The sequence below is a fragment of the Streptomyces sp. NBC_00510 genome (assembly GCA_036013505.1).
GTDB lineage: Bacteria > Actinomycetota > Actinomycetes > Streptomycetales > Streptomycetaceae > Actinacidiphila.
On the sequence record CP107851.1, the window covers coordinates 5,782,723 to 5,798,269 of the forward strand.

A 15,547-nucleotide genomic window follows, 5' to 3' on the forward strand; every position below is an offset into this window, starting at 1 on the left:
GCACCCCCCACGGCCACCCCGGGGGGCCGCGCGCAAACGACCCCGCACAGGTTGCGGCGCCGGGTGTCCGCGGAGCGTCGTACGCTGGGACACCCCGGCTCGTTCGACGCGTCGGGCTGTTCGCGTTGCCCCGCCTGTCTGCCTCTGGGACGGAAAGCCACATGAGCCTGAACGGTCTGCTCGACGTCGTCGTGGACGACCCCGCGCTCGCGGAGGCGGTCCGCGGTGCCGCGGACGGCAACCGCCCGCACGTCGACCTGGTGGGTCCGCCCGCCGCCCGCCCGCTGGCCCTGGCCGCGCTCGCGGCCCGCGCCGGCCGCACCCTGCTGGCGGTGACGGCGACCGGCCGCGAGGCCGAGGACCTGGTCGCGGCCCTGCAGTCGCTGCTGCCCGAGGACTCCGTCGTGGAGTACCCGGCCTGGGAGACGCTGCCGCACGAGCGGCTGTCGCCCCGCTCGGACACCGTGGGCCGCCGCCTGGCCGTGCTGCGCCGGCTGGCGCACCCCAGCAAGGACGACCCGACCGCCGGCCCGGTACGCGTCGTGGTCGCGCCGATCCGCTCCGTGCTGCAGCCGCAGGTCAAGGGCCTGGGCGATCTGGTCCCGGTGGCCCTGCGCACCGGGACGACCGCCGATCTGAACGACGTCGTGGACGCCTTGGCGGCCGCCGCGTACGCCCGGGTGGAGCTGGTGGAGAAGCGCGGCGAGTTCGCCGTGCGCGGCGGGATCCTGGACGTCTTCCCGCCCACCGAGGAGCATCCGCTCCGGGTGGAGTTCTGGGGCGACGACGTCGAGGAGATCCGCTACTTCAAGGTGGCCGACCAGCGCTCGCTGGAGGTCGCCGAGCACGGCCTGTGGGCGCCGCCCTGCCGGGAGCTGCTGCTCACCGACGAGGTGCGGGCGCGCGCCGCCGAGCTGGCCGAGGAGCACCCGCAGCTGCGCGAACTGCTGGACAAGATCGCCCAGGGCATCGCCGTGGAGGGCATGGAGTCCCTCGCCCCGGTGCTGGTGGACGACATGGAGCTGCTGCTGGACGTGCTGCCGGCCGGGTCGATGACCGTGGTCTGCGACCCGGAGCGGGTCCGTACCCGGGCCGCCGACCTCGTGGCGACCAGCCGGGAGTTCCTGGAGGCCTCCTGGGCGGCCTCCGCAGGGGGCGGCGAGGCGCCGATCGACCTGGGCGCGGCCTCGCTGTGGAGCATCGCCGACGTGCGCGACCGGGCCCGTGAGCTGGGCGTCCCCTGGTGGTCGGTGAGCCCGTTCGCGGCCGATGACGAGCTGGACGCGGACACCCTCAAGCTCGGCATGCACGCCCCCGAGGTCTACCGGGGCGACACCGCCCGGGCGCTGGCCGACACCAAGGGCTGGCTCGCCGAAGGCTGGCGCGCGGTCTACGTCACCGAGGGCCACGGTCCCGCCGCCCGCATCGTGGAGGTGCTGGGCAACGAGGGCATCGCCGCGCGCCTCGACACGGGTCTCGACGGGCCGGTCGAGCCCTCCGTGGTCCATGTGGCCTGCGGCTCGCTGGAGAGCGGCTTCGTCGACCCCGCCCTGAAGATCGCGGTGCTCACCGAGACCGACCTGTCCGGCCAGAAGTCCTCCACCAAGGACATGGGCCGCATGCCGTCCCGGCGCCGCAAGACCATCGACCCGTTGACGCTGCAGGCGGGCGACTTCATCGTGCACGAGCAGCACGGCGTCGGCCGCTACGTGGAGATGGTGCAGCGCACCGTCCAGGGCGCCACCCGTGAGTACCTGGTGGTCGAGTACGCCCCGGCGAAGAAGGGCCAGCCGGGGGACCGGCTGTTCGTGCCGACCGACCAGCTGGAGCAGATCACCAAGTACGTCGGCGGCGAGGCGCCCTCGCTGCACCGCCTCGGCGGCGCGGACTGGACGAAGACCAAGGCGCGCGCCAAGAAGGCGGTCAAGGAGATCGCCGCGGACCTGATCCGGCTGTACTCCGCCCGCATGGCGGCGCCCGGCCACACCTTCGCGCCGGACACCCCCTGGCAGCGGGAGCTGGAGGACGCGTTCCCGTACGCGGAGACCCCGGACCAGCTCACCACGATCGCCGAGGTCAAGGAGGACATGGAGAAGTCGGTCCCGATGGACCGGCTGATCTGCGGCGACGTCGGCTACGGCAAGACCGAGATCGCGGTGCGGGCGGCCTTCAAGGCGGTGCAGGACGGCAAGCAGGTCGCCGTCCTGGTGCCCACCACGCTGCTGGTGCAGCAGCACTTCGGCACCTTCTCCGAGCGCTACTCGCAGTTCCCGGTCGTGGTGAAGGCGCTGTCCCGCTTCCAGAGCGACAGCGAGGCCAAGGCGGTCCTGGAGGGCCTGCGCGAGGGGTCCGTGGACGTCGTCATCGGCACCCACCGCCTGTTCTCGTCGGAGACCAAGTTCAAGGACCTGGGCCTGGTCATCGTCGACGAGGAGCAGCGCTTCGGCGTGGAGCACAAGGAGCAGCTGAAGAAGCTCCGCGCCAACGTCGACGTGCTGACCATGTCCGCCACGCCCATCCCGCGCACCCTGGAGATGGCGGTCACGGGCATCCGCGAGATGTCGACGATCACCACCCCGCCGGAGGAGCGGCACCCGGTGCTGACCTTCGTCGGCCCGTACGAGGAGAAGCAGATCGCCGCCGCGGTCCGCCGCGAACTGCTGCGCGAGGGCCAGGCCTTCTACATCCACAACCGGGTGGAGAGCATCGACAAGGCCGCCGCGCGGCTGCGCGACCTGGTCCCCGAGGCGCGGATCGCCACCGCGCACGGGCAGATGGGCGAGTCGGCGCTGGAGCAGGTCGTGGTGGACTTCTGGGAGAAGAAGTTCGACGTGCTGGTCTCCACGACGATCGTCGAGTCGGGCATCGACATCTCCAACGCCAACACCCTCATCGTCGAGCGGGGCGACAACTTCGGCCTCTCCCAGCTGCACCAGCTGCGGGGCCGGGTCGGCCGCAGCCGCGAGCGCGGTTACGCCTACTTCCTGTACCCGCCGGAGAAGCCGCTCACCGAGACCGCCCACGAGCGGCTGGCGACGATCGCCCAGCACACCGAGATGGGCGCCGGCATGTACGTGGCCATGAAGGACCTGGAGATCCGCGGCGCGGGCAACCTGCTCGGCGGCGAGCAGTCCGGGCACATCGCGGGCGTCGGCTTCGACCTGTACATCCGCATGGTCGGCGAGGCCGTCGCCGACTACCGGGCCGGCCTGGAGGCGGGCGGCGGAGAGGTCGAGGAGGCCCCGCTGGAGGTGAAGGTCGAGCTGCCGGTCGACGCGCACGTCCCGCATGACTACGCGCCCGGCGAGCGGCTGCGTCTGCAGGCGTACCGGTCGATCGCCGCGGTGAACTCCGAGGAGGACATCAAGGCCGTCCGCGAGGAGCTCACCGACCGCTACGGCAAGCTCCCGGAGCCGGTGGAGAACCTGCTGCTGGTCGCCGGGCTGCGGCTGCTGGCCCGCCGTCTGGGGGTCTGCGACATCACCCTGCAGGGCAACAACGTGCGCTTCTCGCCGGTCGAGTTGCGCGAGTCGCAGGAGCTGCGGCTGAACCGCCTCTACCCCCGCACGGTCGTGAAGCAGGCGGCCAAGCAGATCCTGGTGCCGCGCCCCACCACGGCGCGGATCGGCGGCAAGCCGGTGGTCGGCCGGGAACTGCTCGCGTGGACGGCGGAGTTGCTGACCGCGGTCCTGGACAACTGAAGCCTCGGGGGACGCGAAAGGGCCCCGTCCGCGCGAGGTCGAGATGCGCGGACGGGGCCCTGTCGCCCCGGAGGCTTCCCGCGGCTCAGCCCAGCAGGCGCCGCAGGTTCAGCCGGCCCCACAGCAGGCTGGTGGAGAACGACAGCACCATGACCGCCAGGACCAGCCCGACCAGCAGCACCGCGGCCACCGGTCCGCTCAGGTCCGGCGAGACCACGCGGTGGACGAGTTCCTCGACGAAGAGCACGTGCACCATGTACGCGCCCAGCGCCGCGCCGGCCAGGTGCTTCAGGCGCGGCCGGAAACGCTCCGGGACGCGGATCCGGCTGACCAGCAGCAGGACGCAGACGCTCATCGCGGCCACGAACAGGTGGGCGTTGGGGATCACGTAGTGGACCCGCGTGTTGTACCAGAGGCACGCGGCCATGGTGAGCGGCAGCAGCACGGCCAGCCACCGGCGCCACGGGACGGCGCCGGCCGGCAGGGCGAAGAGCATGGCGCCGCCGACCGCGTACACCAGGGAGTAGGTGCCGAAGCCCCAGGCCACGGGGGGCAGGTCGGTGTGGGTCAGGTCCGAGACCAGGGCGATGACGCTCGGCAGGACCGCGATGCCCAGCAGCGCCGCCCCCAGCCCCCAGGGCCGCTTGCCGTCCTTGATCAGCATCGCGAAGGCGAGCAGCACGATGATCGGGATGTAGTTGTACATGAACCACAGGTGGTAGGCGGGCTGCACGGAGCCGAGGAGCGAGTCCCTCGCGAGCTCGGTCATGGGCCGCTCGTTGCGGTCCCGCAGCCAGGCCCACACCAGGTAGACCGCCGTCCACGCGAAGAGCGGGACGGTGTTGCGGACGATCCTCTGCCACATCCGGGCGCTGTCCCGCGGCGGGGCGCCGACCAGCACCGCCCATCCGGCGATGGCGAAGTACATGGGCACCGCGAAGGGGTTGACCGCCTCGGCCACGTGCCCCGCCCAGTACGTCGCGGCCCCGTGCGACGCGTCGTTCCCGGTGGAGCGGATGAACTGGGAGCCCACGTGCCCCAGCATGACGGTGGCGGAGCACAGCAACCGCATCAGGTCGATGTCGTAGCGGTGTTCCCGCGCGTCGGCGGAGTGTCCGGGGGAAGCGGAACTGCGCTGCAACGGCAGTCGCACGGCTGTTTCATTCGACACCGCGTGATGATCGGGCACAGGGGTGTCGTGGAACCGAACGGTCGCCCAACTCCCCGGGTCCTGGCGGTATCGGAACGGTCTCGGTCCGGCGGGCGGCCCGGTGGCCGCGGCGGTATGCCCGTTCACCCGTGATTCGCCCTGATGTGGTGGGGGGTTCGTCCGGCGTCATCGGAGCGGGCTTTCCCTCACCCCTTCGGGTGTCATTGTCCGATGGCCGGAACGCGTGAGTGACGCCGGGTCCCCTCGTCCCGCCTGGTGTTTCCCTCCCGGTCCGGCGTCCGGAGGTGCCGGAGGGCGGCTTGCCCGGTGCGGGGCGCGGGGCTAGCGTCCGGCATCGCTGGACGGATTGTCCGGCGTGGATGGACGGCGCCGGGGCGCCCGCCCACGCCGGGGTGTCCGTCCCGCGCGCCGATGACTCCCGGGCCCGGGGATCCGCCGTCCCATCCCCCTTTCCATGGACGGATCCCCGGGACCCGGGCTCACCACCCAGCCCCCGGAGGAACACGTGCCCGGACCACACCCGCCCGCCCGGCGCCGCGCATGACGCACGGACCCTGGGACCTGCTCGCCCGCGGGGGACTGGACGTCCTGTCCCTCATGGCGCTGGTGGGCCTGCTCTACCGGCGCGGCTGCCCGGCCCCGCAGATGCCGCTGGTGCTGACGGCCCTCAACGTCGGCCTGTTCGCGGCGATGAGCGCGATGGGCGCGGGCTCGTTCCCGGCCGGGGTGGGCTTCGGGCTGTTCGGGATGCTCTCCCTGGTCCGGCTGCGCAGCACCGCCTTCACCGCCCGGGATGTCGCGTACACCTTCACGGCGCTGGTGATCGCCCTGTGCGGGGGCCTGCCGCAGCGCGAGATCTGGTTCGTCGTGGCGCTGGACGTGCTGCTGCTCGCGGCCGTCCTGGTCGTCGACGACCCGCACGCCCACCGGCCGACCCGGGTGGTGCGCCTCACCCTGGACCGCCTGTACGCGGACCCCGCGGCGATCCACCGGGAGGTCGTGCTGCGGTTCGGCCAGGAACCGCTGGCGGTGCTCGTGGACGAGGTCGACTTCGTGCGCGAGACGACCCGGGTCTCGGTCCGCTACCGCGGCGACTCGCCCCTGGGCTGGGGGCTGCCGGACGACGCTGCGGGGCCGGCCGCCGGACGGGGCGGCCAGGACAGCCTGCTCGAGAGCAGGCTCGTGTGACCGGCCCGGAGGGCTTCGCCGAGGCGCTCGGACTGGCCCGGCTGCGCGGGGCGACCCTCGCCGAGGTCGACGCCGCCGCGGCACTGCAGCACCGGGTCGACCGCAAGTACCTGCTGCCGGCCCTGTCCGCGCGCTGCCTGGTCGCCGCCCTGGCGCCGACGCACCACGTGCTGGACGTCGGCGGCCGCCGCACCACCGGGTACCGCAGCACGTACTTCGACACCGCCGGGCTCGGCGCCTGGTACGCGCATGTGCAGGGGCGCAGGCGCCGTTGGAAGGTCCGCACCCGGCTCTACGTCGAGGACGGGCTGTGCCGCGTCGAGGTCAAGACCAAGGACGGCCGCGGCGCCACGGTCAAGCACGCCCGCACCCTGGCCGCCCGGGAGTACGGCCTCATCGGCGCCGGGGCGGCCGCCTTCGTCGACGAGGTGCTCGGCGCCGCCGGGGTCCCGGTCCGCTCCGGGCTGCTGTCCCCCGCCGGGGAGATCCGCTACGTCCGCGCGGCCCTGGCCGACCTGGCGGCCGGTAGCCGGGTCACCTTCGACGGCCGGCTCACCTGCCACCGCGGCCGGGCGACGGCGGCGCTGAACCACGGCTTCGTCCTCGTCGAGACCAAGGGCGGTCCCCGTCCGGGCACCGCCGACCGGCTGCTGATGGGCCTGGGGGTACGGCCGCTGCCGCTCAGCAAGTACGTGGTGGGACAGGCCCTGCTCGTCCCGGGCCTGCCCGGCAACGACGTGCGCCGCCTGGTGCGGCACTGCTTCCACGCCCCCGCGCGCGCCGAACCGGCGGCCCGGGTCCCCGTCCCGGCCGGACCCGCGTGGTGAGCACGGCCCACCGCAGGGCGCCCGCCCGCCCCCGGGCCCCCCGTACGGGCCGCCGGTACCCGGCCGTCGCCGTGGCCGCCGTGGCCGCGGCGGTCCTCGGCCTGATCGGCACCCACGTCACCGCCCCCGCGGACCCCGGGGCGGGCGGCGCGGTGCGGCGGATCGAGCAGGACCCGCCGCCCCCGCTGTTCCCGGACGCCGAACTGCGCGGCTGGACCACGCGGCTCGACGCGCAGCAGCGGGCCGCCGACGCGCTCTACGCCCGGTGGCGGTCGGGGCATGGCACCGCCCGCGACGACCCGGCGTTCGTCCGCTGGGCGGCGGACCAGGTGCCCGATCCGCCCGCCGAAGCCGTACGCGCCGCCGGACTCGGGCAGGTCCGCCGTCTCGCCCGTACGCGCACCGCCGCCGGCCGGACGGCCGCCGCGTGGCTCGCCGTCCACGGGGAGCGGGACATCTGGCGCCTGTACCTGGACGACCGGCGCGAACTGATGCCCCGCGCCGAGGGCGAGGCCGCCCGGGCCCGCCTGGACGCGGCGCTGGAGCTGGCCGGCACGATCAGCGGCCGGCTCGCCGGGCACTACCGGCGGTCCCGTCCCTCCGCCCTCGATCCCGCCTTGGGCCCGGCCCGTAAGCCCACCCCGGCCGCCGATTGCGCCTGCGCCTACCCGGCGGCGCCCGCGGCCCTCTCCTCCGCGGCGGTCGCCGTCCTCACCGCCCTGGCCCCGCGGCGCGCCGCCGAGTACCGCTGGATGCAGGTCCAGGTGGTGCACGCCCGGCTCTACACCGCCGACCACCTTCGGGACGACCTCCTCGCCGGTGCCCTGCTCGGCGCACTGGTCGGCGACTACATCCGGGCGGCGGACACCGCCGGGACGAGTCGTGCATGATCCACGACACCCCCGGTGACCTGCGACGCGACCGCGCCTCCACATCGGATTCACCTGGACGCCATCCCGAGGTGGCCGATGTTCATCCGGTTCGCACCCCCCGGCTCCCACGGTGTCCCATAGTCTGCCCGGGCAGGTGATATCGGACATCAACCGGAATGGATCCATGCACATCGCCGTCTTCGCCGAGGCCCCCGCGGCCGCCGGCCTCGCCGCCGCGCTGCGCGGCGCCGACTCCTCCGGGGAGCACCTCGTCACCATCGTCCTGTCGGAGGGCGCCGGCCGGGCCGGATGGGCGGACACCGACGGCGGCACGCCGCCGCACCGGCTGTTCCGCGCCGGGGAGCCGGTGGGAGCCGCCGACCTGCCGTACGAGACCGGTGAGCGCATGCGGCGGTTCGCGGAGGAGGGCGGCGTCGACCGGATCGTGCTGCTGGACGACCGGACGCCGGGCGGCGCCCAGGTGGTCCGCGCCCTGAGCGGCCGTCTGCCCGTCGTCCTCGTGCAGGACCGCCCGCTGGACTTCCGGTACCGCGACCTGGCCGCGGCCCGCCGCGAGCCCGCGCTGGCCTGGGGGAACAGCGGACTGTCCACCGTCTGTGTGCACGGTCCCGCCACCCGCCGCGCCCTGGTCCACCGCACCTGGGCGCACGACATCCCCGCCGTGGTCACCGGTGCCCCCGGGTTGAGCGACGACCCCCAGCTGCTGCGTGTCGCGCACACCGTGAAGGCGGGCCGCCGGGCCGGCGCCCCCGGATCGGCCTTGCGGATGCTGGTCCTGGACGGACTGGCGGACGTTGCCGAGGCGCTGCGCTCCCACGGTGAGGTCGACGAGTACGCCGAGCTGCCGGAACCCGGACGGCTGTCCGGCTACGACCTCGTGGTCGCCGCCCGCGAGCCCGTCTGGCCGGCCGTGCTGCGCGCCGGCGTGGCGCTCGTCCACCACATGCCCGGGGAGCAGAACCGGCTGCTGCCCGCGGTCAAGCACCCCCTGGTGCGGAACACCGCCTCCGTCGAGGAGGTCCTGCAGGTCGCGACGCGGCTGAAGGTGGACGGCGTCTTCGCGGGCAACCCCACGGGTGAGCCGGTGGAGCACTTCCTCTACCTGGGTGACGACTCGGCCGGGCGCGTCCTGAGCGCCGTGGTGGAGGCCGTGCCCGTGGCGCCCCGGGAGGCGCGCGCGGGCGGTGCGCCGATCCCCGCCCCCCGCCGGGAGAGCGTCGCCGACCGGGCGCTGGCGGACATCAGGACCCGCATGTGGCGCCCGCGCTCCCTCGCCGTCCTCGGCACCGATTTCGGCTACGTCACGGGAGTGGCGCTGCCCGTCCTGACCTACACCCAGGACCTGGTCTCGCGCGGCCCGGTCGACGTGCGCTACCTCGACATAGGGGCGTTCGCCAACGTCGGCGAGATACTGAACGCCCTCAAGGGCGCCGAGCGGGTCATGATCAACAGCTTCGGCTTCTTCTGGCGGCACTGGCTCGGCAACCGGGTGGTCCGCGCGCTGCTCGACAGCGGCACGGAGGTGTCCGTCTACGTCCACGTGACGCAGTACATCTTCGAGAAGGAGGCCGTCGAGCACGCCGAGCGCCACCAGGGACTGCTGGAGCTGCTGCCGCGGCTGCGGCTGCTGTGCGTGTCCCGGGCGCAGGCGGACTACTACCGCAAGCAGGGCGCCGTGGACCCCGTGGTGGTCTACAACACCGTCCCCCGCGACCCCGGGGTGCGCCGTGCCCGCCCGGAGGTGTCCGCCGAGCCCCGCATCGTCATGGTCGGCACCGTGCAGGACCGCAAGGGCGCCGACCTCTTCTCACGGGTGGCCGAGCGCGCCGCGCTCCTGGGCCTGCCCTGGCGCTTCAGCTGGCTGGGCCACCGCATGGGCGCGATGTCGGACCGTACGCTCCTGTCCTCCCACGTCGACTGGCGAGGTGCCCTGCCGCGCCGGCGAATCCGCGAGGAGCTGGCCGAGTCGGACGTGCTCTTCCTGTCCAGCGAGGACGACCCCATGCCGCTCGCCGCCGTCGAGGCCGTGCAGCAGCGCCTGCGGGTCGTCAGCCACCACGGCATCGGCACGCACGAGATCCTCTCCGGCGTGCGCGGCTACCGCGGTTTCCCCGAGTACACGCCGGAATCGGCCCTCGCGGCGATCGCCGACGTGCTCGGCGACGAAGTCGAGGAAACGGGGTACACGGAGGTCCAGGAACTGTTCGACATCACCCGGTTCGGAGAGCGGATGGACCTCGCGTTGGGGCTGACGGGCACGGACGGCCCGGCCGCCCCGCCCGGTGATCCGCTGCCCACCGTGCCCGCGATGACGGACCGGACCCCCGCCGCCCACCTCGCGCACGTCAGGAAACTGGCCGGCGCGGGCCGGACCGCGGACGCCCTCGCCTACGGTGCCCGTGTACTCCGCAACCATCCGATCCTGGAGCTCGACCGGACCCTGGCCGAGCTCCGCGAGCGCACCCGGGAGTGACCGCCGATCTCCGCCCAGACGACCACCGCCGCCCCCGCCCTCACCACCGGTCACGCGACCGGGACGGGCGAGGCGCCCACCGCGCCCGCCGCCCGGCCGCGTGAGCACAGATACGACATCGACCTGCTGCGCGTCCTGTGCTCCATCGGTGTCATCGTCTGCCACGCCGCCGGCCAGCTCCTCAACGCCGTGGGCCGCGAGCCCTCCGGCGGCCGGCCCGTCTACTGGACCGGGCTCGTCTCGGACGGGCTGACCCGGTGCGCGGTGCCGCTGTTCTTCGCGATCGCCGGCTGGGTCGTGCTGGTCGGCGCGACCCCCCGGGACGGCACGCAGGTCCGCGGACGGCTGACCCGCATCGTGGTGCCGATGGGCGTGTGGACCGCCGCGTACCTCGCCTGGGACTGGATCCGGGACACCAACTCCCGTCCCACGCAGCGGCTGGCCTTCGAGTCGCTGTTCGGCTCGATCCAGCCCGCGTACCACCTCTGGTACCTGTACGCCTACGTGCCGGTGATCCTGCTGCTCTCGCTCGCCGCGCTGATCAAGGCGGGGAAGCGGCCCTGGGGCCTGGGCGTGCTGCTCGTCCTGCTGGCCGTCGCGCCGACCTTCATGGGCGACCTCGGCAAGGTCCTCCACGTGAACCTGCCCGACTTCGAGTGGAACCTGTCCCCGTACCAGGTCGCGTACGCCGCCGCCGGGTCCGCGCTGCTCGCGCTGCCGCTCGCGGCCACCACCGGCCGCCGCCGGCGGCTGAGGTGGCTGGCGGCAGGGGTCTGCGCGTGGGCGGCGGTGGTCGCGTACGAGCACTGGGTGCACTACCCCTCGCCCTACGCGGGCCTCGCCGTGCCGTTCCTGGGGGGCGCGCTGGTGATGGCCCTCAACCGGATCAGCATCCCGGAGCGCTTGCGCCCGCTGGTGTCCCGGCTCGGCGGTGCGGCCTTCGGCGCCTACCTGGTGCACCTGATGTTCCTGCGGGCGCTCGCCCCGCACCTCGTCTCCGCCGACGCTGGCTGGCCGGGCGCCGTCCTCATGATCACGCTGCTCGTGACGGGGACCGTGGTGCTCTCCTTCGCCGCCAGCCTGCTGTGGACGCTCCTGCGGCTCAACCGCTGGCTGGGCTGACCCCCGGGGGCACCGGAGCACATGACGGAGGGGCGCCGTGTCGCTGACACGGCGCCCCTCCTGAAGGACCGGTTCCCCGGGGAGGCTCAGCCGAGGACGGTCTTCAGCTTCGCCACGTTGTCCTGCGTCACCTTCCACAGCGCCTCCTGGCGCCCGTGGACGTCGGCGACGGTCGCCGACAGGTTGTCCAGGATGCCGATGGAGCGCTCCGCGAGAATCGCGCCGAGGTTCCGGTCGTGGACCGAGACGCCCCACTCCGGGCGCTCGATGTCGGACAGGAAGTACGCCATCTTCGGGTGGGAGATGAGGCTGATGATGGGCGTGCCGCAGCCGAACGGGATCATGCCCGCGTGGCCGCGCATGCCGATCACCAGCTTGGTGCGCGCGAAGGCGGTGCGCAGCTGGTCGGTGTCGAAGTCGTACATCGGCTCGACCGGCAGCGAGATGCCGTACTCACGCCTCAGGTCGAAGACGAAGCGCTCGTCGTCCAGCGCGTGGGCGGCGTAGCGCACCTCGGCGTGCTTGCCGATGGCACGGACCGCGGTGGCCATCTCCCGGAGGAAGTGGTCGTAGTCGTGGCCGAAGCGCAGCCCGGCGCGGTCGTAGGCGCAGTTGATCAGCACCGTGTCGTCCCGCTCCACCGGGTCCTGCCAGCCGGGCACCAGCTGGCGGGAGACGGTGGTCGGGCAGGGCTGGAAGAGCACCCGGTCCTGCAGCTCCGCGGGGAGCAGCGCACGGACCTTCTCCACCGAGCCGTGGTTGCGCAGACCGAAGAACGCCGACTTGGAGACCAGCAGCCGCAGGCTCTCCTCGAAACGGCGGCGCGTGTACGACTGGCCGTCGAAGGCGTTGTAGCCCACCGCGAAGACCGCCAGCGGGACGTCGATCTTCTCCAGCAGCCGGTCCGGCACGTTCCACTGCCAGGCGCTGTTGCCGTTCGGCGAGGTGTCCGGGATGAACAGGCCGCCGCCGCCGATGACCAGGCCGCGGCGGGAGTTCACCCGCTCCAGGGCCGCCTCGTCGAACAGCTTGTGCGCGTGGATGGAGTGCCAGCCGCGGTCACCGGTGTCCGGGCCGAAGCAGAGCCGGACCGTCTCGGGCAGGATCTTGTCGCCCGCGTTGCCCTGGCGCTCCATGTAGAACGCCACGTGCGCCAGCTGCTCGGAGGGGGCGCCGGTCTCGGCCGGGCGGGCGGCGATCGCCTCCGCGCGCTCGTACGAGATCCGGCAGGCGCGGTCGCTGACGTCCGCGTTGAGGCCGGCCAGGGCGTACTCGCGGGAGGCCGTGTTGTCGCCCAGGATCCACGCCATGTTCGCCAGCCGGCCGAAGGGGCGGGCGGCGGCCGGGGCGTGGGCGGTGGAGAGCAGCAGGTGCGCCGTGGCCTCCTCATAGCGGGAGGTCGCGGCCAGGGCCTGGCCGAGCAGCTCGTGGGAACGGCTCTCGTCGGCGGGGATGGGGGAGCGGCCGAGGATCTCCACCGCGTCCTCGTACCGGCCCTTGGCCAGGTACGCCTCGGCGACCTCGCGGACGCCGTCGTGCCGGCCCTCGCTCGCCACGAGGTGGCGGCCGAAGTGGATCAGCAGGTCCGGGTGCTTCTCGCCCCCCAGGGCCAGGAAGCGCTCGACGAAGTCCGCGTGGGTGAGGTCGTACTTCTTCCACGCGGCCTCGGCGCCCGAGTAGCCGTGCTCGCCGCCGTTCCACGGCTTGTGACGGCCGGTGAAGTGCAGGATGACGACGTCTTCCTCGTCGGGGGAACGGTCGCCGGACAGCCGCCGCTTGACGAAGTTGTAGCGCGGGTCGATCTTGACGAACTTGCCCGCGAGCAGGGCGTTGAGGATGCCCTGGTCGTGCTTGTCGAGCTCGTACGTGCCGGAGGTGCCGACGGTGTCGATCTGCGCGCAGAACTCGTCGGTGAGGTACTCCTTCTGGATGACCAGCAGACCGCTGTTGAGCTTCGACTGGTCCAGCAGGAACTGCGGGACCGCGCCGACGCCGTGCCGCATCCGCAGCAGCTCGCCCAGGTCGCCGAGGACGACCATGTCGGTGTCGAGCGTGATGACCGTGTCGTAGTCGCGGATCCGGAAGACGTCGAGGATGAAGTACGCCTTGCGGATCAGGTAGTTCTCCGGGTCGCCCTTGACGAAGTCGTCGTAGCGCTCGGGGACGACACGGCGCATGACGACGCGCGGGTGCAGCTTGCGGATCTCGGTGACCGAGGCCGGCTGCAGGTCGTCGTAGAGGACGACGAAGTCCTCGCAGAGGCCGGGGTTGGTCAGGGCCAGGCTGCGCAGCAGGGCGAGGAAGCCGGGCAGGTAGTTCTCGTCGACGTACGACGCGAAGGCGACGCGGCGCTTGCCGGTGAGCGTTTCGCTCCGGGGTGCCGGAACCGGGACAGAGGCGGTCATCGGAGCGATATCCTCATTTCAGTGACGTCCTGGGCGCGGGCCATGACCCAGTCCTTCTCGTCCGCGTAACCGTGCGCGGTGGCGATCGGGAGCTTCATCGCTTCCTGCAGGCGGTAGGCACCGCTGTCGTAGAAGTCGAACCCGATGAGGTCGATCTTCGGGTTGACGTCCAGGAAGTCCAGCAGCCACAGCATGTTGAAACCGCTGGTGGGGATGGACGGCATCACGTCCTCGCCGATCCTGCCGATCTCGCGCACCGGCCAGCGCAGCGTGCGGTCGCCGACGTAGCGCTGGGCCCCGGGGACCAGACGGCGGCGGACCGAGTTGCGCCACTGGTGGTGGCTGCCGCTGAAGACCAGTCGCGTCTGGACCTTCTTGTCCCAGTTGAAGTTGTGCAGGTGGATCGTCGCGTGGATGTCGGTCTTGGTGCCGGTGGCGGCCGCCTCGATCCGGTACGAGTTGAAGCGGACGACGAGGTCGTAGGAGTCGATCTCCTGACCCATCGTGCTGGAGCCCACCCGCTGGGAGTTGGCGACCAGGCAGATCGTCTTCCCCGCGATCAGGTTGCGGAAGTCGCTGAGGCCGACCATCTCGGAACCGGTCAGCGCCGGGTCCGGGATCGGGTCCAGGTCGCGCAGCCGGCGGTCGTCGGCGTACAGCTCGAGCAGCCGGGTCGAGCCGGCCAGCCGGCCGCGGTCCCGCTCCAGACGGAGGTTCACGTAGTCGGTCAGCGCCGCGCGCACCGAGGTGGCGGAATCGTCCTGCTCGCTCATCCCGACGAGCGCGGCCACGAGCCGGGGCTCGGCGCGCTCCCAGTCGCCGGCGTCCTTGAGGGCCAGGCCCTCCGCCCACAGCTCGGTCTCCGGGACGCCCGCGAACTCACGGGAGCCGGGGGACTCCTTCTGGAGCAGCTGGAGCGTCTGCGCGAGGCGCTCGCCGCTCTCCTGCAGCTTGGTGATGCGGCCCGCGACGTTGAGGTCGTCCTTGGGGGTCAGCGCCAGGAAGCGCTCGTACGCGGCGATGGTGGCGGCGTCGTCGCCGATCGCGTCCATCAGGCGCGCCCGCAGGCGCCAGCCGGCCCGGGACTGCTTGCGGACGCCGAGGACCGTCTCGGTGATGCGCATCGCGAGCCGCAGCTCGTCGGCGCCCCGCACGTCCACGGCCTTGTTGCCCACCTCGAGCAGGGCGTCGAAGACCTCGGGGTTCGACTTCGGCCAGGTGCTCTTCCCGCCGGTGAGCGCGGCGGCGTCACCCGGATCGGTCATCGCGGCGGCGTACCGGGCCAGCAGTTCCCGGATCGCCTCGGCGAGCTGGCCCTTTTTCCAGTCCAGGTTCTTGGCGAGCTTGCCGCCGTGGACGGCACAGGACCGGACGCACTCGGCCACGGAAACCGAAGCGATCGGAATATCCGCGCCCGCGGAGTTGTCCAATCTTTTCTCGAGCCATCCAGCCCGGAACTTGACCATGCTGCTCCCAACAATGACACGGCCGCTGGGGAGAACTGCATGGGTTTCCCGCGCGGATCAACAGACGCCGCCCGGGCACCTCGACGCACATGGACACGCGTACGGCACATGGGGCGGAGGAGATCACCATAGGGAGTGGATATGACGTTCAAGTGAACGAGGATCTAAGCGGATGCGAACGGGGAAGGCGGCGGTCGGGAGGCGTCGCGGGCGGCACGGGGAAAATCGGGAGTTCGTAGTCCGTATTCCTTGCGTTCACCTTGCCGAAGCATTCCCGACGCCCCGTCTGGATCTAGTCCGA

The 15,547-nt window shown here is 72.5% G+C and carries 9 protein-coding genes; 6 read left to right on the forward strand and 3 right to left on the reverse strand.

Features of this window, described 5'->3' with window-relative positions:
• The first annotated feature begins 161 nt into the window (after positions 1-161).
• Positions 162-3,701, forward strand: coding sequence for a transcription-repair coupling factor (gene mfd / locus OG937_26185; GenBank protein ID WUD74937.1), 3,540 nt, complete (start codon positions 162-164; stop codon positions 3,699-3,701).
• 85 nt (positions 3,702-3,786) lie between these two features.
• Here the strand turns inward: mfd and OG937_26190 are convergent, their stop codons facing one another.
• Positions 3,787-4,872: an acyltransferase gene (locus OG937_26190; protein WUD74938.1), complete on the reverse strand. Its 1,086-nt coding sequence runs from the start codon at positions 4,870-4,872 to the stop codon at positions 3,787-3,789.
• 540 nt (positions 4,873-5,412) lie between these two features.
• On the opposite strand from OG937_26190, the gene OG937_26195 reads away from it, so the two are divergent.
• The 5 genes from OG937_26195 (at position 5,413) to OG937_26215 (ending at position 11,375) form a co-directional block, all read left to right on the forward strand.
• Positions 5,413-6,060, forward strand: a complete 648-nt coding sequence (locus OG937_26195; protein ID WUD74939.1) for a DUF4956 domain-containing protein — start codon at positions 5,413-5,415, stop codon at positions 6,058-6,060.
• The gene (locus OG937_26200; protein WUD74940.1) at positions 6,057-6,887 is read left to right on the forward strand and encodes a polyphosphate polymerase domain-containing protein; all 831 of its coding nucleotides are present in this window, start codon (positions 6,057-6,059) and stop codon (positions 6,885-6,887) included. The genes OG937_26195 and OG937_26200 overlap by 4 nt, the downstream gene beginning before the upstream one ends.
• Positions 6,884-7,777, forward strand: coding sequence for a hypothetical protein (locus tag OG937_26205; protein WUD74941.1), 894 nt, complete (start codon positions 6,884-6,886; stop codon positions 7,775-7,777). The genes OG937_26200 and OG937_26205 overlap by 4 nt, the downstream gene beginning before the upstream one ends.
• A 166-nt stretch (positions 7,778-7,943) precedes the next feature.
• On the forward strand, positions 7,944-10,253 hold the full coding sequence (locus OG937_26210) for a glycosyltransferase (GenBank protein WUD74942.1): 2,310 nt from the start codon (positions 7,944-7,946) through the stop codon (positions 10,251-10,253).
• A 117-nt stretch (positions 10,254-10,370) separates the two neighbouring features.
• The gene (locus tag OG937_26215) at positions 10,371-11,375 is read left to right on the forward strand and encodes an acyltransferase (GenBank protein ID WUD78887.1); all 1,005 of its coding nucleotides are present in this window, start codon (positions 10,371-10,373) and stop codon (positions 11,373-11,375) included.
• A gap of 86 nt (positions 11,376-11,461) precedes the next feature.
• On the opposite strand, the gene OG937_26220 is transcribed toward OG937_26215, so the two are convergent.
• Both OG937_26220 and OG937_26225 read right to left on the reverse strand, forming a co-directional pair.
• Positions 11,462-13,780, reverse strand: a complete 2,319-nt coding sequence (locus OG937_26220) for a polysaccharide pyruvyl transferase family protein (GenBank protein WUD74943.1) — start codon at positions 13,778-13,780, stop codon at positions 11,462-11,464.
• On the reverse strand, positions 13,777-15,165 hold the full coding sequence (locus tag OG937_26225) for a glycosyltransferase family 29 protein (protein ID WUD74944.1): 1,389 nt from the start codon (positions 15,163-15,165) through the stop codon (positions 13,777-13,779). Before OG937_26225 ends, OG937_26220 begins: the two co-directional genes overlap by 4 nt.
• Positions 15,166-15,547 lie beyond the last annotated feature (382 nt).

Coding starts and splice junctions, on each gene's coding strand:
- OG937_26210 (WUD74942.1), top strand. CDS start 7,944: ATGCACATCGCCGTCTTCGCCGAGGCCCCCGCGGCCGCCGGCCTCGCC.
- OG937_26220 (WUD74943.1), bottom strand. CDS start 13,780: ATGACCGCCTCTGTCCCGGTTCCGGCACCCCGGAGCGAAACGCTCACC.
- OG937_26195 (WUD74939.1), top strand. CDS start 5,413: ATGACGCACGGACCCTGGGACCTGCTCGCCCGCGGGGGACTGGACGTC.
- mfd (WUD74937.1), top strand. CDS start 162: ATGAGCCTGAACGGTCTGCTCGACGTCGTCGTGGACGACCCCGCGCTC.